General features: G+C 33.1%; 18 protein-coding genes, 1 pseudogene, 2 riboswitches and 2 other annotated features. Of the genes and pseudogenes, 12 read left to right on the top strand and 7 right to left on the bottom strand.

From position 1 onward, the window contains the following. Positions 1 to 439: 439 nt before the first annotated feature. Both COE53_RS21050 and COE53_RS21045 read left to right on the top strand, forming a co-directional pair. Positions 440 to 1,402, top strand: a complete 963-nt coding sequence (locus COE53_RS21050) for an NAD(P)H-dependent glycerol-3-phosphate dehydrogenase (RefSeq protein ID WP_069034676.1) — start codon at positions 440 to 442, stop codon at positions 1,400 to 1,402. 166 nt (positions 1,403 to 1,568) lie between these two features. Next, a riboswitch (purine riboswitch) is annotated at positions 1,569 to 1,672 on the top strand. 272 nt (positions 1,673 to 1,944) lie between these two features. Further along, a pseudogene (locus COE53_RS21045) lies at positions 1,945 to 2,703 on the top strand (5'-methylthioadenosine/S-adenosylhomocysteine nucleosidase); the annotation flags it as partial. Positions 2,704 to 2,810: 107 nt separating this feature from the next. Here COE53_RS21045 and COE53_RS21040 read toward each other — a convergent pair. Further along, complete coding sequence (locus tag COE53_RS21040; protein ID WP_098948671.1) at positions 2,811 to 3,389, bottom strand: DUF2087 domain-containing protein; 579 nt, start codon at positions 3,387 to 3,389, stop codon at positions 2,811 to 2,813. Positions 3,390 to 3,837: 448 nt separating this feature from the next. On the opposite strand from COE53_RS21040, the gene COE53_RS21035 reads away from it, so the two are divergent. The 3 genes from COE53_RS21035 to COE53_RS21025 all read left to right on the top strand — a co-directional run bounded on the left by COE53_RS21035 (position 3,838) and on the right by COE53_RS21025 (position 6,764). Next, positions 3,838 to 5,115, top strand: a complete 1,278-nt coding sequence (locus tag COE53_RS21035) for an MDR family MFS transporter (protein WP_098948670.1) — start codon at positions 3,838 to 3,840, stop codon at positions 5,113 to 5,115. 121 nt (positions 5,116 to 5,236) lie between these two features. Beyond that, positions 5,237 to 5,938, top strand: a complete 702-nt coding sequence (locus COE53_RS21030; protein WP_069034673.1) for a hypothetical protein — start codon at positions 5,237 to 5,239, stop codon at positions 5,936 to 5,938. Positions 5,939 to 6,242: 304 nt separating this feature from the next. Then, a complete protein-coding gene (locus tag COE53_RS21025; RefSeq protein ID WP_069034672.1) occupies positions 6,243 to 6,764 on the top strand; it encodes a GNAT family N-acetyltransferase in 522 nt (173 codons plus the stop codon). A 139-nt stretch (positions 6,765 to 6,903) separates the two neighbouring features. Here COE53_RS21025 and COE53_RS21020 read toward each other — a convergent pair whose 3' ends face one another. Then, positions 6,904 to 7,389, bottom strand: a complete 486-nt coding sequence (locus COE53_RS21020) for a GNAT family N-acetyltransferase (protein WP_098948669.1) — start codon at positions 7,387 to 7,389, stop codon at positions 6,904 to 6,906. A gap of 192 nt (positions 7,390 to 7,581) precedes the next feature. Continuing rightward, positions 7,582 to 7,813, top strand: a binding site (T-box leader). Between the two features lie 45 nt (positions 7,814 to 7,858). Then, positions 7,859 to 8,085: a binding site (T-box leader), on the top strand. Between the two features lie 59 nt (positions 8,086 to 8,144). On the opposite strand from COE53_RS21020, the gene COE53_RS21015 reads away from it, so the two are divergent. Next, the gene (locus COE53_RS21015) at positions 8,145 to 9,470 is read left to right on the top strand and encodes an amino acid permease (protein ID WP_069034670.1); all 1,326 of its coding nucleotides are present in this window, start codon (positions 8,145 to 8,147) and stop codon (positions 9,468 to 9,470) included. Positions 9,471 to 9,522: 52 nt separating this feature from the next. Here the strand turns inward: COE53_RS21015 and COE53_RS21010 are convergent, their stop codons facing one another. Both COE53_RS21010 and COE53_RS21005 read right to left on the bottom strand, forming a co-directional pair. Continuing rightward, entirely contained in the window at positions 9,523 to 10,263 is a 741-nt protein-coding gene (locus COE53_RS21010; RefSeq protein ID WP_098948668.1) for an MBL fold metallo-hydrolase, read from the bottom strand. A 119-nt stretch (positions 10,264 to 10,382) separates the two neighbouring features. Next, positions 10,383 to 10,958, bottom strand: a complete 576-nt coding sequence (locus COE53_RS21005; RefSeq protein ID WP_069034668.1) for a TetR/AcrR family transcriptional regulator — start codon at positions 10,956 to 10,958, stop codon at positions 10,383 to 10,385. Between the two features lie 304 nt (positions 10,959 to 11,262). On the opposite strand from COE53_RS21005, the gene COE53_RS21000 reads away from it, so the two are divergent. Next, the gene (locus COE53_RS21000; RefSeq protein ID WP_098948667.1) at positions 11,263 to 12,474 is read left to right on the top strand and encodes a multidrug efflux MFS transporter; all 1,212 of its coding nucleotides are present in this window, start codon (positions 11,263 to 11,265) and stop codon (positions 12,472 to 12,474) included. A 127-nt stretch (positions 12,475 to 12,601) separates the two neighbouring features. Further along, positions 12,602 to 13,474, top strand: a complete 873-nt coding sequence (locus COE53_RS20995) for an AraC family transcriptional regulator (RefSeq protein ID WP_069034666.1) — start codon at positions 12,602 to 12,604, stop codon at positions 13,472 to 13,474. A gap of 23 nt (positions 13,475 to 13,497) precedes the next feature. Here the strand turns inward: COE53_RS20995 and COE53_RS20990 are convergent, their stop codons facing one another. Further along, the gene (locus COE53_RS20990) at positions 13,498 to 13,677 is read right to left on the bottom strand and encodes a hypothetical protein (RefSeq protein ID WP_069034665.1); all 180 of its coding nucleotides are present in this window, start codon (positions 13,675 to 13,677) and stop codon (positions 13,498 to 13,500) included. Between the two features lie 199 nt (positions 13,678 to 13,876). Here COE53_RS20990 and COE53_RS20985 point away from each other — a divergent pair, with 199 nt between their 5' ends. Next, on the top strand, positions 13,877 to 14,293 hold the full coding sequence (locus tag COE53_RS20985; RefSeq protein WP_069034664.1) for a GNAT family N-acetyltransferase: 417 nt from the start codon (positions 13,877 to 13,879) through the stop codon (positions 14,291 to 14,293). Positions 14,294 to 14,407: 114 nt separating this feature from the next. Further along, positions 14,408 to 15,184, top strand: coding sequence for an arylamine N-acetyltransferase family protein (locus COE53_RS20980; protein ID WP_069034663.1), 777 nt, complete (start codon positions 14,408 to 14,410; stop codon positions 15,182 to 15,184). 159 nt (positions 15,185 to 15,343) lie between these two features. Here COE53_RS20980 and mmuM read toward each other — a convergent pair whose 3' ends face one another. Together mmuM and mmuP are read right to left on the bottom strand one after the other, a co-directional pair. Then, positions 15,344 to 16,300, bottom strand: a complete 957-nt coding sequence (gene mmuM / locus COE53_RS20975; RefSeq protein ID WP_069034662.1) for a homocysteine S-methyltransferase — start codon at positions 16,298 to 16,300, stop codon at positions 15,344 to 15,346. After that, positions 16,275 to 17,684, bottom strand: a complete 1,410-nt coding sequence (mmuP, locus tag COE53_RS20970) for an S-methylmethionine permease (protein ID WP_069034661.1) — start codon at positions 17,682 to 17,684, stop codon at positions 16,275 to 16,277. Before mmuP ends, mmuM begins: the two co-directional genes overlap by 26 nt. An 82-nt stretch (positions 17,685 to 17,766) precedes the next feature. Beyond that, positions 17,767 to 17,870: riboswitch (SAM riboswitch) on the bottom strand. A gap of 216 nt (positions 17,871 to 18,086) precedes the next feature. On the opposite strand from mmuP, the gene COE53_RS20965 reads away from it, so the two are divergent. Then, a complete protein-coding gene (locus COE53_RS20965) occupies positions 18,087 to 18,461 on the top strand; it encodes a DoxX family protein (protein WP_069034660.1) in 375 nt (124 codons plus the stop codon). 344 nt (positions 18,462 to 18,805) lie between these two features. Then, positions 18,806 to 19,624 carry a DUF2935 domain-containing protein gene (locus tag COE53_RS20960; RefSeq protein ID WP_286143801.1) on the top strand — a complete coding sequence of 273 codons (819 nt, stop codon included), beginning with the start codon at positions 18,806 to 18,808 and terminating at the stop codon, positions 19,622 to 19,624. Positions 19,625 to 19,755 lie beyond the last annotated feature (131 nt).

Here is a 19,755-nt window from a genome sequence, read left to right as displayed (position 1 = left end):
AAACAGCAAAAAGAAGCAAAAAGGTTACTCATGGGTGGTTCATGAGTAAGTAAAACAGCAGAAAGAAGCAAAAAGGTTACTCATGGGTGGTTCATGAGTAAGTAAAACAGCAAAAAGAAGAAAATTGGTTACTCATGAGTGGTTCATGAGTAAGTAAAACAGCAAAAAGAAGCAAATAGGTTACTCATGAGTGGTTCATGAGTAAGTCAAACAGCAAAAAGAAGTAAATAGGTTACTCATGAGTGGTTCATGAGTAAGTAAAACAGCAAAAAGAATCAAAAAGGTTCCTCATAACAGGCACCAGTAACAACCAACTTTAATTAAGAGACTAATTTTTCAGCAATCCGAAGAAGTCTAATAGGTTACCTAATTAGACTTCTTCTCCGTTTTTTGTTTAGTCCTTTTACTCGATAATAAATTTTGGAAGGAAGAGTAATGTATGAATGTATCTGTCTTAGGCTGCGGTAGGTGGGGAACTTTTTTAGCTTGGTATGCTAATCGAGTTGACCATAATGTCATGCTATGGGGAAGAGAAAACTCTAGAAATTTTAATGGCTTAAATCTGACAAGAAAAAATGACTATTTAAGCCTACCAGATGGAATTGAGTTAACGAGCTCTTTAGAAGGTGCATTATCCTTTGCCGAAGTCATTATTATCTCAATTAGTGCCCAGGAGCTAAGAACATTTGCAAACCGCTTAAGTCAATATGATGAAATACATGGTAAAACTTTTATCCTCTGTATGAAGGGCATAGAATCTACTACTGGAAAAAGGCTAACACAAGTCTTTCGTGAAGAGGTTGGGAAAAATAGCAATGTAGCTGTTTGGGTAGGACCTGGCCATGTACAGGATTTTATAAGAAATATACCAAATTGTATGGTTATTGGTTCGGAGAATATTGAAGTAACAAAACAGATTGCTAAAGCATTTAACAGCGAGTTAATCCGATTTTATTACGGCCAAGATTTAATTGGTAATGAAATTGGAGCTGCAACAAAAAATGTGATGGGAATAGCTGCAGGAATGCTAGATGGATTGAAATATAGTAGTTTAAAAGGCTCATTGATGGCTAGAGGTACTAGGGAAATTTCTCGTTTAATAAGAGCCATGGGGGGAAATGATTTAACAATTTACGGTTTAAGTCATTTAGGAGACTATGAGGCGACACTCTTTTCAGCGCATAGTCATAATCGAAAGTTTGGACAGGCATTTGTTGAAGGTAAACCGTTCGATAAATTAGCGGAAGGGGTTTCTACAATTAAGGCTTTAAAGGAACTTTCTGAACAGTATAATGTTGAGCTACCGATTTGTAACGCATTGTTTGAAATTCTGTATGAACATAAAAATGCGAAAGACACTTTAGAGGAGCTAATTTTAAGACCAATAAAATTCGAATTCTAAAAAATGAAATTTCATTTCGGTTTTTTTAGAAAAAAATAACATAACCATTGTTTTATATAAGTTAAATCTAATATTCCTTTTAAAATACGAACATTATTGTTTATTTTATAAAAAAAGTTCATGTTTTGTATTGAAAATATATTTCAAGTTTGATATATTAGCAGTGTAATCATTCATAAACATTACTCGTATATGCTCAGTAATATGGTCTGAGCGTTTCTACCTGGTTCCCAATGAAAGAACTAGACTACGGGTTAAAGTATACTTGGTTTTATTTTTTGTAACCAATCATGATGGGTAGCATTAAATTTTATTTATTGCTGATCTATACTTTAACTTTCGTGGTCTAGAAGGTAGAGATTGTTCTACTTTTTAGACCATTTTTTTTGACTAAAACATCGAGTGTGATCACCATCAAGGGGGAAAAGACATTGTTAAAAAAATACGGTGTATTAGGAATCATTTCTACACTATTAATCTCTGTATCTGTAGGTTATAACTTTAAATCGAACACTGCAGAAGCAAAAACTAAACATCTTAAACCAATTATTATTGAAGGACCGATGCCAATTGAGGCTGAAAAGTTTGCAAGTCAGCTAAAAAATGTAAAAATTGAAAAATCAGGTAGTTTTGTATTTTACAAAGGTACTTTAGATAATTATCCAGTTATTGTAGCAAAAACAGGTAAAGGTATGGAAAACACTGCTGCTGCTACAGCGATTGCAATTGAAAAATATAAACCAATCGCAATTATTAACCAAGGAACATCTGGTGGTCATGACCCAAATTTAAATGTTTTTGATATCGTATTAGGTAAAAATACAACGAATATTGGTTCTTTAAAAACAGAAACGAAAGACGAAAATCAAGGAATTGATGCTACTCAATGGAAACCAATGGACTTAATGGCTTCAGAAGGTAGTGCAGGTGAAGATCCAAATGCTGAAAAACCACGTTTTTATGAAGGAAATAAAGATTTATTAGCAGCTGCAAATGCAGTGAAAAATAAATATACGAAAGGTAAGGTTGTAGAAGGTACAATCGGATCTGCAGACGTTTGGAACAATGAAGTTGATCGCATTAAATGGTTCCATACTAAATACGGAACTTCAGTAGAAGAAATGGAAGGCGCAGCTGCAGCTCAAATCTCTCAAGCATATAATGTAGCTTTCTTAGGAATTCGCGTATTATCAAACAATAAAACAAATGGCGGTAAATATGATCCAACTACAGCTGATGCTTGTCAGGGGTATGTAATGGAAGTAGTTAAGAAATATATTTCTACAAATCCAAGTAAATAATTATTTAGAAAAAGAGATATTTTAAAATATCTCTTTTTCTTTTTTTATGCTCTTTTCATAGATTTTTTTATCCTTAAATGCTACTTTCTCTCTTCTTTTTTACCGAATTATTTTAACCACCATAATTCAACTGGATTTAATTCATACTGATTATTTTCGCGATACATATATTGACACATAATGAGCTCTCGTCTCAATGTAGCGTAATCTTCATGAAATTCCTTTAAATATTCATTAATTTCTTTTTCTTGATAAACTCTACCAAATTCTAGGCCTTTAATCATATGCGCTAAAACGACAAGCTTTTTCTTTCGCTGAGCAGGATATATTTTAAGTTTGCCTTCCTTAGTAAAGAAATTATTGATAATGCTTGAACGTTCACTTTCAGTAACTGACATTTCCATATTGGCATCTCCTCCTGTTCCTACTGTAAAAATTGCTTTGGCATTCATTTCTAAAATTTTAGTATTTAGAGAGAAATAGATTGTATTTTTATCTCGGCGCTCTTTAATCAGACCAACTTCTCTAAGCTTTGACATATGATGGGTAATTGTTGGTGGCTTAAGACTTAATTTATTGGCAATTTCTTGCCCACTTAAATGACCTTGCTGAAGTAAAGCAATAATGCGTACACGAGTAAGATCACCTAAAGCTTTATGGAAATCTACAATTTTACTTAATTGCACTTAATATACACCTACTTTTATAATTGTCTAATTAGATAATAGTCTAATTAGTTTCGTATTTCAATAAGTAGTTTTATTCGAGTTTAAATTTAGTTATTTTTTACTAAATATTTATATTGAATAGATTAGCTTAACTTCGATGGCCTTAAGGTAAAAGAATTGTAGTGTGAAAACAGTGACGCTGCTATTTTATATGACCTGGGAGCTTTACATAAAAATACTCATACAGTTTTTTAAACAAGTCAATTTTCTTTGCTTTAGGAATTCCAATTTTTCTCATTTATATAGGGAGAAAGTATTAGAGTTGCATATTGGCATAATCGGAAATAACTGCTATGCTAATTAAGTGAAAAATTTAAAAAGGGGGAATTTTCATGCAAATAATGAATGTATCTAGTACAAGTTTAAAACGAAGGGGATTCAATAGATAAAGAGAGGTTTTAAGAGCATGGGGATACTTAATTTTCACAAAAATATAAAAATTCGATTACTCGAATCGTTCTTAAGTTCGTCAATTGGAAGTATGATTTTTCCATTTATGGCGATTTATTTATCTAAGCATTTTGGGGTAAAACAAGCAGGATTACTTTTGCTTGTAAATGTATTTATAGGAATTATTATGAACTTTTTTGGGGGATATTTTTCGGATCAGTTTGGCCGAAAAAAAACGATGGTGTTTGCAGAAACTATTCGGTTACTTGCGTTTATTACGATGATGCTTTGTAATTCACCTTGGTTTTCATCACCTCTTATTACATTCTTTATGATGACTTTGAATAGTATTTGTTGGGGACTAGCAGGGCCAGCTAACCAGGCAATGTTAATAGATGTGAGTAAGCCAGAAGAACGAAAGCTTATGTACTCAATCATGTACTGGTCGAACAATTTATCAATTGCGATTGGTGGTATGCTTGGAGGATTTTTATTTAAATCACATTTATTTGAATTATTATTAGCACTATCAGTTGCGTCACTTGTTACATGGGTCTTAATTACGTTCTTTGTTGAAGAGAGTTTAGTTACTGAAAAGACGGAAACAAAGACGATTGCTCATCATGCTCAAAAAATGATAACAAATTATCGTGACGTTTTTCAAGATAAGCTCTTTATTCTTTATGTATTGGCAGGTTTGCTAGTGCTTTCAATGGAATTTCAATTAACAAATTATATAAGTATACGATTAGCGAATAATTTCCACACACAACATTTATTTAATTGGACATTTGGTGGAATCGAGATGAATGGTTTTCTGCGTACAGAAAATACGATATTAGTAGTCGTAATGGCTCTTTTCGCTTCTAAAATAGTAGGGAAATTGGATGATCGAAAAACGTTAATTTGGAGTTGTATTGCATTTGTTGGCGGATATGCAGTGATTTCATATAGTAACTCTATTTGGCTATTATTTATAGCAATGTTCATCGCAACAGTTGCGGAAGTATTAAGAGTACCAGTTCAACAAAACTATATGGCTAACTTACCAGCTGATGAAACAAGGAGTTCCTATATGGCGGTTGCAGGTTTAACATTTAATTTAGCGATGTTTATTTGCTCGATAACTGTTTCACTAAGTGCATACTTATCAAATTTCGCGACATCGTTCTTTTTAACAAGTTTAGGTGTAATCGGTATTCTAATATTTGTTCGAATTACCCCTGCATTAGAAAGAAGAATTAAAGGTGAAATAGTGCAGGAACAGGCAAATACAGCTGGAATAAATTCTTAATTTACAGAGAGTTGCTTTATGCGGCTCTCTTTTTTTTGTATAGAAGGTGAATAGGTAAATCCTTCAGTTTAAGGTTATTTTTTCCATATTAGGACAATTTAATGGTAAAGGTGGTGTTTCGATGAACCGAGGTTTAATCATTGTTTTAATCAGTACTTTTACATTTTTTACTTGTTCATCCGTAAGTGCGCGACAAGCGGAACGAGTAGTGATGAATGGGATCCCAAGTGATGTGTGGCAGGAAAATATCTATTTAATCGCTGACCGAATAGATGGGAAAGAATACCGAAATTTTGACGTTCAAATTGGAAATGAAGGATTTTTATATCACTTTCCAACATGGAAAAGTGGGAAGTATGGAACGAAAATGTTTAGTGAAGATTTAAATAAAGATAAACAAAATGAAGTTATTATCGTATTGGATAATTTCAATGATCCGATTCATTTATTGCAAATTAGTACTAACGAAGACCAAAGTGAAGAATATAAGGAAGTGCCAATTGAATCAGTGCCTGAAGCCGTTAAACGTCTTGTAGAAATGGAGAAAAAAGGGGATATAGTAACCATAACAACTAAACAAAAAACTTATAAAGTTAATTTGAAATCGTTAGGGTTTAAAGATACGTCTTCTGACGATAGTGTATATACCCACGTACCAGTAGACTATATTGTTGAGAAGAAAAAACTAGTTGCCGATGCTGTCGTAATGATTTCAAATGATGGCGGAGGAGCGATTGGAAATTTGAAGCTTTTTTATGTTTGGAACGGAAAGAAATATGAGGTTCAGACGATTTCTTTTGAGAAGTATAATCGGAAAAGATAATATGAGCACCTTTGACGGGTGCTTTTTTGCTGTGAAATCGCAAATAAAAATGTGAAAACGCAATTAAAAAACGGGTATCGCAAATAAAAATGTGAAAACGCAATTAAAAACTGAGAATCACTAATAAAATTGGCAAAATTGCAATTAAAATCCAGAAACAGACTTATAAATAGCTATATTAATATATTTGATGAGGAAATTGCTAAGTTATCTGTCTTTAAGGGATAAATCAGTATCAATTGAAGGACTTTTCGTCATGTTGAAGGTATATATATTTTTAAAAGAGTGGTGAGAGGTGGAAGATTTGATTATAAGGAAAGCTACAATGTCAGATGCAAAAGGAATCGCTAAGGTTCACGTTGATAGTTGGAAAACTACTTATCGAAATATAATTCCTAACGAGTTTTTAGAGAAGTTATCATATGAACAAAGAGAAAAATTGTGGAATCATAATCTTTCAAAAGAGGGGGATTATATAGTTGTTGCTGAAAATGATGACGGGGAAATTATAGGTTTTGCGGATTGTGGAAAAAGAGAGAGGAATCAAGTCAATCAGTCTGGTGACTTAACATCTATTTATCTTCTTGAGGAATATCAAGGTAAAGGAGTAGGAAAGCAATTAATGAAATTATTATTCCTTCAGTTTCAAAAGTGGGGGTATAATCGGGTTTTCGTTGAAGTTTTAGAAGAAAATAAAACGCGCTTTTTCTATGAATACTATGGTGCTGAGCTATTGAAAACTGATAAAATTACATTTTCGGGTACTGAACTAAATTTACTAATTTATGAGTGGGAAAATGTAAACGAGGTTTTATCTAAATTGTAGGATGGTATTGTAATTACAACGACAAAAAAACTACCAACATTTAATTATGAAATGTTGGTAGTTTTTATTGTATTATCCTGCATATTGTTTTAATAGTCATGATGATCAATTTTTTAGATGCGATAAATTGAAAGCCTTATTACAGTTTTTTAATCATGTTATACCATTTTACTCCACCATGTGTTGAGCTAGAAATACCGAAATTGATGAAGCCATGGTTTTCGTAAAATTGAATTAATTTTTCTTTACATGTAAGAGTTATTGAATCACGCTTATTTTCTTTTGAAACTTTTTCGATATGAGAAAGCAATTTTGATGCGATCCCTTTATTTTGGTTTTGTGGAGCAACTGCTATGCCTAATATACTTTGATGGCCACCAGTAGAAGGATTTTGTTTAATTTCGCTAAATAAATCATCTGTAATGAAAGTCTCATTGATAACCGGACCGTTTACTAAACCAACTAATTTACCATCTTCCTCAGCTACAAAAAAACTATCAGGAATTAATTTAATGCGTTTTTCGAATGCCTGTTTTGTTGCTGCCTCTTCTTTTGAAAAACAAAGATGCTCAATGTTTACCAGTTCAGTTAAATCTTCCAATCTTACATTTCGTATGTTTAGCATGATTAGATCCCCTCCATTTTTCTTAATTATATTATATTAATTTCATAGCTTTCAAACTATTTAAACTAGCATTTTTGGATAGTGGTTGAATACAAAATGAAATAAAAAGATGTTGACAGAATTATGAAATAACCCCTATAATACAAAACATATTAAAAAAAGAATCAAGCTACTAATATTAGATTAATATAGTTTTAAGCAATGAAGGGAATTTAAGTAGTACTTATCTCAATGTAATAGAGAGCTGATGGTTGGTGGAAATCAGTACAAAGATAAGGATGAATTTCGGTCCTGGAGCTATTTTTTTCGAAGTAAAGTTTTATCTTTACTGAGGGAAAAACGGTCAAATTTGATCGTTATCAAATTTTTAAGAGGCAGAATACTTCTGCAACTAGGGTGGTACCGCGAATAATTCGTCCCTACTGATACAATCAGTAGGGACTTTTTTATTAGTTTAAAATTGAATAGAGAAAATGCAATGAAGGGAATACAGTAATGTTTGTTTCACTGTTTAAGAGAGCTGGTGGATGGTGTGAATCAGTACAAAAACAAGCATGAATTACAATCCTAGAGCATCTTTTTCGAAGTAAAGGTCGACATTTACTTTGAAAAAGACGGTCATCGATCGTTAAATAAAACAAGTGGCAGATTTAATTCTGCAATTAGGGTGGTACCACGGTGAAAATCGTCCCTGTCGTTAGTGGCAGGGGCGATTTTTTTTTATAAAATTACAAGTTAGAAAGAGGAGATAGAAAATGGAATTACAAAAAAATTTACTACCAAGACATATCCGTTTCATGGCACTCGGTGGAGCAATTGGTACTGGTATTTTTAAAGGAACATCAGAAACTGTATCGATTGCAGGACCTGCAGTAATTTTTTCATATTTGTTTGCTGGATTATTACTACTTGTTGTAATGAGTGCGATAGCAGAAATGGCTATTGCGTTTCCAGGTTTGAATATGAAAGGATTTATTCGTAAAGCATTTGGTACAAGAGTTTCTTTCGTAATTGGTTGGTTGTACTGTTTTATGTGGTTAGTTGTTTGTGTTATTGAAGTCATCGCAGCTGGTAGCTTTCTACAATATTGGTTTCCTTCAATGTCGTTATGGTCTTTAAGTTTTATTAGTGCAATTTTTATTGTCGCTGTTAATTTTATGAATGTGAAACGATATGGTGAAATAGAATTTTGGTTTGCAGGAATTAAAATTACAATGATTGTTTTATTTATTGCGTTAGGCGCTGGAATTTTATTTGGAATTATTCCAAGTGATCATAGCGGTTATGTACAAAATTATGTTCAGCATAAGGGATTTTTCCCACACGGTTGGTCAGGAGTATTTTCTGCTTTATTAATCGTCATCTTTTCTTATGGTGGTTCAGAGCTAATTGGATTGACTTTAACAGAAACAAAGGACGCAGAAAAAGTAATACCAAAAGTTATAAAAGGAGTAATTTGGAGAATTGTTTTATTCTACACGCTTCCAATTCTGATTATTTGCGGATTAATTCCATGGAATGAAATTGGCAATCAGGAAAGTCCATTTGTTCAAGTTTTATCAACAGTAGGTTTTCAAGGTTCAGCTCATATTATGAACTTTGTTCTAATTACGGCGGTTTTATCAGCTGCAAATTCAGGGATTTATGGTTGTACACGTATGATGTATTCATTAGCAACTGAAGGTGAAGCTCCAAAAGCTTTTGCAAAAATTTCTAAAAATGGTGTACCAGTTTATACGGTTATTGTAAGTGCAATTATTTTAATTGGGGGCACTTTTGTAGCTTATTTTTCTCCAGATCGCGTATTCGGATATTTAATGGCGATTCCGGGATTTACAGTATCATTAGTATGGATCAGCATTTGTTTAGCACAATTAAAGCTTCGTAAAACTTATACTAAGATGCCACACTTTAAAGTATGGGGATTTCCATATATAACATCATTTACAGTAATTGCTTTAGGTGTAAGTTGTGTAGCATTTGCATTCAGTGAACAGAACAGGTTAAGTATTTTTGTATGTTTAGGAATGTTAATTGTATTAATTTTATGTTCATTTATAAATGGTAAAAAACAAGCTTAATAAACATACAAAAAAGGGCACCTTATTTGGTGCCCAAATTGATTACAGTATATTAATTATTGTTAGCCAATGCTAAAAGCTGTTCATTTACATTTTCATTTACAACTCCGCCATGGTAACAAATGATTGTTTCAATATCATATTTTGTTAATTTTTTAATGGACAATAGAGCCGTTTCCATATCAGGTGTAGCATTTGGATTTGGACCCATAATTACACCATCAGCTGCAACAACAGCATCACCTGCAATTAATGTCTTGCTTTTTTGATGATATAAACAAATGTGACCAGGAGTATGTCCAGGTGTAAAGATCACAGTGATTCCACCAGCATATGGTAAAACTTCTTCTTCAGATAAAGTTGTATTAACTTTAGCATTTAGTGGTGTATCATAGATTGCTTTTATTTTTTTTCCTATTTCTTCAGGGACAGTTTCGATCATTTTTGCAATTCGTTCTGGATTTACTTTAATTAAAGCTTTATCACCTTCAATATATGGCTTGTCTTCTTTATGTGATAGCGCTTCAAGTTCTTGATCAGCAGTTTTTAAAAGCTCAGCAAGGCTCCCAATATGATCAATGTCTTGATGTGTAAGAATAATTTTAGACAGCTTGTTAAACTCCAATCCCGCTTTTTCTATCGCTTCACGAATTTCCCCAGTTTGCCCTGGCATTCCTGTATCTACTAAGATTACTTCTTGTTCATCCCAAAGTAATGTTGGATGAATAATATTTAACTGTCCAGTAAAGTTCATTTCTAATTCAATTGTTTCAATACCTTTTGCTATCTTCATTTAGATGGTAAAAGCATTTATTGCCTTTACCACACCTCCCTTTGTCTTATGTGAGCACTAAACTAGACATCTAAAGAAAGTTGCCTAGTTTAGTGTTCACATTTTTTGTTGCTACAAACTTATTCTACTTTTTGAGTTTTTGAAACAGAAGAAATAAAGTCATCAATCATAACGTCAAAGCTGTCATCTACATTTACAGGATGTTGGAAATATCCAAGGAAATTCATCGAGACAAATCCGTGTAAAATGCTTCTTAATGCTCGGCCTTGATGAATTAATAAAGTAGGGTCCGTAATATAAAACTTTAGTATTTGATGAATAATTCCAGTTGTTTCCCTAGCAAGTCGTTTAACATCATCATTTTCCGTACTCGGGATATTCATAAAAAGTCCATAACCAGTTCGATTATCAAATGCAAAATCACGGTATACATAAGCAATTTCTCTAATCGCTTGTTCACCACTTTTACCGACTAATCGTTGCATTAAAGTAGAATTTAATTTATTTAAAAGTGAAATCGTCATTTTCAATTTTAAATCGTCCATATTCGCAAAATGGTTATATAAAGATGGATATTTAATATCCAGCTTCTCTGCAATTTTTGGAAAAGTAACTTGATTAAGTCCGATTTCATTAGCCAATGAAAAAGCCACTTCAATAATTTTTTCTTTTGTTAAATTTCTTTTTTGAACCATTTTTTTGCTCCCGTCTCATGTTTAGATAAATTGTTTTTATAGAATAAGCTGATTTCCACTGCCAATCAACTTATGTCCTTAAAGATACAATACCTAAATACAACGTATTTTTAAAGAGAGACTATATTACTGAAAATAGTTTAACACTTCTGATGATAATTAGTAAACTATATAATATAATTTACAAACTATAAAATATAGTTTAGTGTTATGTGTATATTAAAACTTATTGTTATTTTTTATTTGTCTCATTTTCGAGACTTTTTATATTGATTTTATTTTTATCAAAAAGGAGGGGGAAATGATGTTATTGTGGAAAAGGAATTTAATTGTTTGTTGGTTTGGAATGTTTGTAACAAGTATTGGGATGAGCCAACTTGGTCCAGTATTACCCCTATATATTGATAAACTTGGTGTTCATAATTCTGCATTAATTAGTCAATTTTCAGGGATTGCTTTTGGGGTAACTTTTATTATTTCAGCTATTTTTTCTCCTATTTGGGGTTTGGCAGCGGATAAGTTTGGACGAAAACCAATGCTGCTAAGAGCAAGCCTTGGTATGTCAATTATTATTTTTTGTATGGGTTTCGCACATAATGTCTATATTTTAATTGGTTTAAGACTTTTACAAGGTGTCATTACCGGTTACGGTACAGCTTGTACAACTTTAATCGCAACGCAAACAGATAAAGAGCATGCGGGATCGGCATTAGGTACACTTTCAACTGCAAGTATAGCAGGTTCATTACTTGGTCCGATGGTTGGAGGTTATATTGGAGAGACTGTAGGTTTACAAAATGTGTTTTTTTTAACAGGTGGACTCATGATGGTTGCGTTTATTACAACTGCATTATTTGTAAAAGAATCATTTACTCGCCAAGATAAAAAAGTGCTTAAGTTTAAGGAGATATGGAGTATTATTCCGGATAAAAGCTTAATGATCACAATGTTCATTACTTTTTTTGTTTTAACAATAGCGCTTTATTCGATTGAACCAGTTATTACTGTTTACATTTCTCAGCTATCAGCTCATTCTACACATGTTGCATTGTTAGCGGGTATGGCATTTTCAGCATCAGGATTGGCAAGCATTATTGCTGCTCCGAGATTAGGTAAAATTTCAGACCGAATTGGTCCACATAAAGTTATATTCGTTGCACTGATTGTTTCAGGTCTGATGGTTATTCCACAAGCATTTGTAAAAAACGCTTGGGAATTGATGGGACTCCGATTTATTTTAGGTTTAGCAACAGCGGGCTTAACCCCGTCTATTAATACATTAGTTAAGCGAATTACACCAGATGCCATTACCGGTCGAGTATTTGGATTTAATATGTCAGCTGGATATTTAGGCGTATTTGTCGGTTCCATTTTAGGTGGGCAAATTGGAGCATATTTAGGTGTGAAATACGTATTTTTTGTTACAAGTGCATTATTGCTACTTAATGCTATTTTGGTTTATGTTAAAGTTAATAAGAAATTGAATGTAAAAGAAGATTTTAAATTATCGATGTAAAAAGCTATTATTTTTGGGAGCTACTTAATGTGGCTCCCTTTAATAATAATACCCTGCATTATTTAGCAAGAAATGTCGGGTTGGCTAATTTCGTTCCTGTTATTCTATTGATGAAGGAGGTTATAAAATGGATTTGTTAAAAAATATGAATGATGCACTAATATATATTGAAGAAAATCTGACAAGTGAGATCGACTATAAAGAGCTTTCTAGACGGGCTTTTTGTTCTGAGTATCATTTTAAAAGAATGTTTTCGTTTCTTGCAGGAATTTCTCTTTCAGAGTATATACGTCGCCGCCGTCTTACCGTTGCAGCATTTGAACTGAAAGATCATAACAAGAAAATAATTGATATTGCATTAAAATACGGATACAATTCTCCGGATTCTTTTACGAGAGCCTTTCAAAACTTGCATGGAATTACTCCGTCAGAAGCTAGAAATAACGGCAATTCGCTAAAAGCATTTCCACGAATGACCTTCCAATTATCAATTAAAGGGGGAACTGAAATGAACTATCGTATTGAAGAAAAAGAAGCATTTCGAATTGTAGGGATAAAAAAGAGAGTTCCGATTATTTTTAATGGAGTTAATCCGGAAATTGCATCGATGTGGAAAACTTTAACAATGGAAAAAATAACTAAACTAAAAGAACTCTCCAATGTTGAACCGAATGGCATAATAAGTGCATCAACAAATTTTTCTGAAGGTAGAATGGAAGAAAAAGGAGAGCTTGATCATTATATTGGTGTTGCCACTACAAAAGACTGTCCAAATGAATTCATTCAACTTGAAGTTTCTGCGTCTACATGGGCAGTTTTCGAAGCGATTGGAAAATTTCCAGATGCATTGCAAGAAGTGTGGGGACGAATTTATTCAGAATGGTTTCCATCTTCTGATTACCATCAAGTAGAAGGTCCCGAAATATTGTGGAATGAACAGAAAGATATTACATCACCAACTTTTAAGAGCGAAATATGGATACCAGTCTCTAAAAAATAAAAAAGAAAGAGACATATGCTCTTTCAGGTTTCTGAATGATTGTTATTTAAGTGATCCAGTTTATCTGAAATATTTTTAAGAATTTGATTTTTCTCTTGTTGAATTTTTAGGAATTTTAATAGAAACCAAACCATAAAAACAAAAGGTGCTAAGTAAAACAAAATCGGTAGGATTGAAAATAGAGGAAGAAGCACGTTATCCATATTGATTTCACTCCTTTTGGAAAATTATACCATAAGATTTAAATTAAAACCTTCTTATTATTGAAGGTTTTTTTATTTATAACTTATTCAGTTAGTTTCTTGGTTAAGAATGATATTAAAAGGAAAATAGCGTTATTTAGAGAATGTACTATTAATTAAGAAATGCTATAAGTCGAATATAAAAGTAGGAGAAATAAAAATGAAAATAGTAAAACAATGGGTACAAGAGGATAGTGATTATATTAGAAAGAAATTAATTGAATTTAATACTAAAAACCTTCCTGATGAGAGGAAAGCACCGTCGGAAAATATAAGCTTTGTCGTTCGAAATGATCAAGAGGAAATAGTAGGTGGAATTACAGGAAGGATGTATTGGCACCATTTATCTATCGACTTCTTATGGGTGTCAGAGGAATATAGACATGAAGGTTTTGGTAGTCAGCTAATCAATCAAATGGAAGAATTTGCAATCGAAAATGGATGTCGCCTTATTAAAGTAGATTCTTTTAGTTTTCAAGCTCCAAAATTTTATAAAAAGCATGGTTTTAAAGTGTTTGGAATAATTGAGAATCATCCAAAAGGGTATAATCAATATTATTTTGAAAAAAGATTATAAGAGACAATCTAAATTTTTGACGGCATGAAGTTGCTTTTGCAGCTTATTTTTTTTCGCTTATAAACTTAAATGGTATGATTAATTAAAAGTTTGATGTGACAGGAGGAATCGTTAATGAGCGAACTTAATTTATTGTTTCGAAAAAGAATCGGATTACGTAATAATGAAGTGATTAACTTTAATAATTTAAATGACATTCTTGAAAAAACAGCTAAAAATATACCTTTTGAAAATCTTTGTATTATAGGAAATAAAACGAATGAGATCAACCGAGAAAATTTAATTAGTAAATTATTAGTAAAAAACGAAGGTGGTCTCTGCTATGAATTGAATTCATTACTGTATTTATTTCTTCTTGAAAATGGGTTTAACGTGAGGTTAGTTAGAGGGGTTGTTTATGACAATATAGCTCAAAAATATCCGACTTTTGGAAGAACACATGTGACAATCCTATTAACACAAAATAAAGAATCATATTTAATTGATACGGGATTTGGAGCCAATCTTCCTTTAAAAGCAGTTCCCTTTTCCGGTGAGATGATTACTTCTAGTAATGGAGATTTTCGAATTAAAAAAGAAGGCACAGAATTCGGGGATTATGTATTGATGTTAAAACTAAAACATAAAGATCCCGTTTGGAGAATTGGATATGCATTTGATTCATGCGATGTCATTTCGGATGTGTCCGAATTTAATGAGATTCAAACAATTATTGCTGAGCACGAGGAATCCCCATTTAATAAAAACCCTTTAATGACTCAACTGACAAATGAGGGGAATAAAACTTTAACGAATACTTCTTTTACACAATGGATTAACGGTGTAGTAACGAAAGAGGATATTGATGAAATGAGATATAAGGAATTGGCAAAGCAACATTTTGGACTCTAATAAAAAATAGATTTACTATACAAAAGTAAACTTATTAACAATTATTTGTAAAAATTGTTAATAAGTTTCTTCTAATCATTCTATTGCCTATGAAAATTTAATGTTCTATCATTTTGCTTATTAAGTAATCAACCTCAATTATTACTTTGCTTTATGCAATTAGAAAACCTCTGAATGGCGCCATTTTTTCGATATATCCTTAATTTGTTGAGGTGTCGTTCTGCAGCATCCACCTATTAAACGTGCACCTAATTGGTACCATTCTTCAGATTGTATACCCAAGGTGCCACACTGTTCATGCCCATGCCATGTTTTTGTTTCCGGGTTATAAGTTTCACCAGAGTTGGGATAAACAAGAATTGGCTTTTTCGTATTTTCTCTCAATTCCTGGATGGCACCAGTTACAACAGTTACTGGTGCACAATTGATGCCTATTGCCACAATTTGCTCACTTTTTTCAAAAACTCTTGCACACTCAGCAAGCTTCGTACCTTCACTAATCTCTTTTTCATTTTTTAAAGAAAAGGATAGCCACGCATATGTTTCTGGGAACTCACGCAATAATCTATCTAAAACTATTGCTTCATGCAATGAAGGGATTGTTTCGAATGCTAATAGATCTGCACCAGCTTCAATCAAAGCTGATATTCTAGAACGATGAAAGTCTTCTAATGTTTTATCTGATACACCATAGTTGCCTATATACTCTGAGCCATCCGCAAGGTAAGCACCATACGGTCCAACTGACGCAGCAACCAATGGCTTAGGCCTATTCTTTTGCTTGTTCTCCTTCCAAAAATCATCTCTTGCTCTTCTTGCAAGTAGCACAGTTTTCCTGATTAACTCCAAAGCTTCCTGTTCTTGTATTCCACGTGCGGAAAAACCATTAATAGTAGCTTGATAGCTTGCTGTTATGGCACAGTCTGCTCCTGCACGAAAATAGTCTGAATGAACTCGGTAAATTAGTTCGGGATTTTCTAATAACACGCGTGCCGACCAAAGGGGATCGTCCAAATTACATCCATGTGCCTCCAATTCTGTAGCTAATGCTCCGTCAAGAATCATTATGGAATATTCTGATAAAATAGCTTCAATTGGATTGATTTTGTTCGACATAATTTACGCCCCTGTTCTTAAGATATTTTGATAGATAATAACTTCCATAGCAAAGCAAAATAAACGGTATGCCGCAATATAACGCAATTCTCTGTGTTGGATCAAATGCAATTCCAATACATGAAGCCAGGCAAAGGATAAAAGAAGAAATTGGTACCAATGGATATAATGGTGTACGATAGATCAAATCCTTTTCAGAATTTCCTTCTTTTAAAAATTGTCTGCGAAATAAGAACTGTGAAACACTAATACTCATCCAAACAACAACCACGGCTAAACCAGAAATTGAAACTAGTGCGATATAGACAGTATCTGGAGCTATAATACTAGAGAGCAACGCCAAACCTCCACCCACCATTGAGAAAATAACAGCATTGATTGGAACACCCTTCTTTGTCATTTTTCCAAAAATCGGTGATATTGTATTCTTATTTGCAAGTGACCAAAGCATTCTAGAAGAGGCATAAAGACCTGAGTTTGCCGCAGAAAGAATGGCTGTTAGGATAACAAAATTCATTATGTCGGCTGAATAGGGCACCCCAATTCGTTCTAGAACAGCAACAAAGGGGCTTTTTAATATCCCTGCATCCGACATAGGTAATAAAGCAGATAAAACAATAATTGTTCCTATAAAAAAGATAATCAATCTCCACAGGGTAGTACGAATGGCCTTCGGTATCGTTTTTTCCGGGTTGGCTGTTTCACCGGCTGCAATGCCTATTAATTCTGTTCCTGAAAAAGCAAAATTAACCGCAAGCATGGTCATTATAATGGCTGTAGCACCATTAGGAAATAAACCTGCACTTGTTAAATTAGAAAAAAATGGGGCTGTTTTTGAATGAGTCATTGGAAGAAACCCGAGCATTGCCGCTACTCCTAAAATAATAAAGATCACAATTGCTATAACCTTTATCGATGAAAACCAAAATTCAGTTTCAGCGAAAAACTTAACCGTAAGGACGTTTAATACAAAGATCATAATGGCAAAAAGAGCACTCCATACCCAAACATTAATCGATGGAAACCAACGCTCCATAAGTAATCCTGCGGCTGTAAATTCAGAACCTAAAGCAACAGTCCAAGTTAACCAGTATAACCAGGCTATTGTATATCCTGTACCCGGTCCAATGTATTTAGCTGCATAACTATGAAATGCGCCCGTTTCAGGCATATGTACGGAAAGCTCCCCTAAACATAACATGACTAGATAAACCACTAGCGCACCAATCAGATAGGATAGAATTGTACCAAATGGACCAGCTTGTTGAATCGTGTAACCCGAACTTAAGAATAAGCCAGTTCCAATAACCCCTCCAAGTGATAGCATGACTAAATGACGCGCTTGCATTTTCCTTTGAAATTCTTGCCTATCGATGTTTTCCATTTTTAATCTCCTTTTGATACTATCCAGAGAAAACAAAAACGCACTCTAAAAAAGAGTGCGCTACTGACAAATAAAATGAGTGGTCTTATCTATCAGGAGTTTCACCCGCTGGAATTAGCACAGTATCTTAATAGACCTGTTGCTGAGGTATCATAGGGCCAGTCCCTCCACCTCTCTGGATAAGAAATATATATTTTTAATAACAATATCAATTCACTTAAAAAGTGTCAAGATATTTCAGTATTTTCAAAAAAATACTTGCTGTAACTAATTAAGAAACCGCTACCCATTATTACTGATTTTAATAAACATTCTAATCCAAATTTTAGATTGAATAGTTTACTTTTGTAGTAATATGTGCTTTTTTCAATTGCATATATATTAGTAAAGGGGTGATAAAAAATGGATATTTTATCAATTATCTTGCAAATTTTATTAGCTCTTATGTTTTTAATTGCTGGGTTGGCTAAACTTTTTGGTTCAAAAACGAGTGTTGAAAGTTTTAATCACTTGAAATTAGCACAATGGTTCAGAGTAATTACTGGATTAGTAGAATTGGTTGGAGCAGTTGGATTAATTATTGGATTTTGGGAAGAAAGTTGGGTTCCAGCGAGTGGTTTGTTATTAGGAATCGTGGCAATTGGTGGAATAATATCACATATCCGTGTGAAGGATTCGTTTAAACAAACTTTTACAATATTATTATTAGGTATTATTGCGTTTGTACTTTTATGGATTAATTATTCTGATCTCTCAAGTTTCCCAGGTTTTAATTAATTTGCAATCTATTCATACAGGGATTAATAAGGCGACGACAGAATAACGATTACAGTATTTAAATCAATCTTATATGTAAAAAGGAGCGATTTTAATATTGTATGATATCGTAATTATCTGCGCCGGACTGGCGGAAGCAAGTGCTGCTTTATTTGCAGCAAAAGCTGGTGAAAAAGTTCTAGTTTTCAAATAAATATTTTAGCATTACTTCTATTGAGGTAATGCTTTTTTATATTTTTTTAGTAATCTAATAGCTAATCTACTTAAGAAAGATGTATCAGTAATAATTCATTTTTTCATCAATATATTAGAAAGTGAAATGAATTATGTTAGGAGGGGTCCGATTGTCGGATGCATTTATAGCACGTTCTTTAGATGAGATTATGTTTTGGTCAAGGATTATGAAAGAGCATTCACTATTTCTTAAATTAGGCTTTAATTGTGATGATACTGAGTTAATACAAGAAGCAGATCAATTTTATCAAGTTTTTGAAGCAATAGGAAATAAAGCTCAATCATTTTCGCTTCAAACGGATCCTCAGCAAATTAAACAGTTTAATAGTGAGGTTCATCAAGCTGCTTCGATGATTTGGGCCTATAAGCGGAAAATCCTTAACTTACTCCTTACTTGTAAAATAACTGGAAATAACTTTCCTTTATTAGTTGATCATACTAGTAGGGAAGCGGCTTATTTTGCAAATCGGTTGACTGAATTAAATAATGGTCAACTCCAACCGCTACCTGCTGCAATTATTCAGGAAAATGTTTTCTTTTTAAGAATTATGGCAGACCATGCAAAATTTATCGGACATTTATTAGATCCATCAGAAAGAAAACTAGTAGATCAAGCGAGGGAATTTAGCCATGATTTTGATCAACTTCTCTACCAAGCCGTAGATTTAGAATCAATGAGACCACAATCGGAAACTGTTCCGATACTTGACCAATTCCTTGATGAAAACCGAGTATCGGTAAAATCACTTAGGGATTTTAAGAAAACAGCTCGCGACCTAATAGAAGCTTGTAGAATTAAAAGTATCATTCATCCACTGCTAGCAGACCATGTATTTAGAGAAGCAGATCGATTTTTGCATATAATTGACGCGTTCGAAGCCCAGTTAACAGGGAATGGAAACAGAAATATTGTACTGGACGATCATTAATAACACAGCAAGTTACCATAGAAACGAAAAAGGAATCTGATTAAGATTCTTTTTTTCAGTGTGTTGAAATATAAAATGGTCAATAGGGAAAACGCACATTAAATGAACATTTAATAATGATGAAATTATCA

This window comes from Bacillus sp. AFS029533 (assembly GCF_002585125.1).
GTDB lineage: Bacteria > Bacillota > Bacilli > Bacillales > Bacillaceae_G > Gottfriedia > Gottfriedia luciferensis_B.
This window is presented reverse-complemented; position numbering and strand designations above follow the sequence as displayed.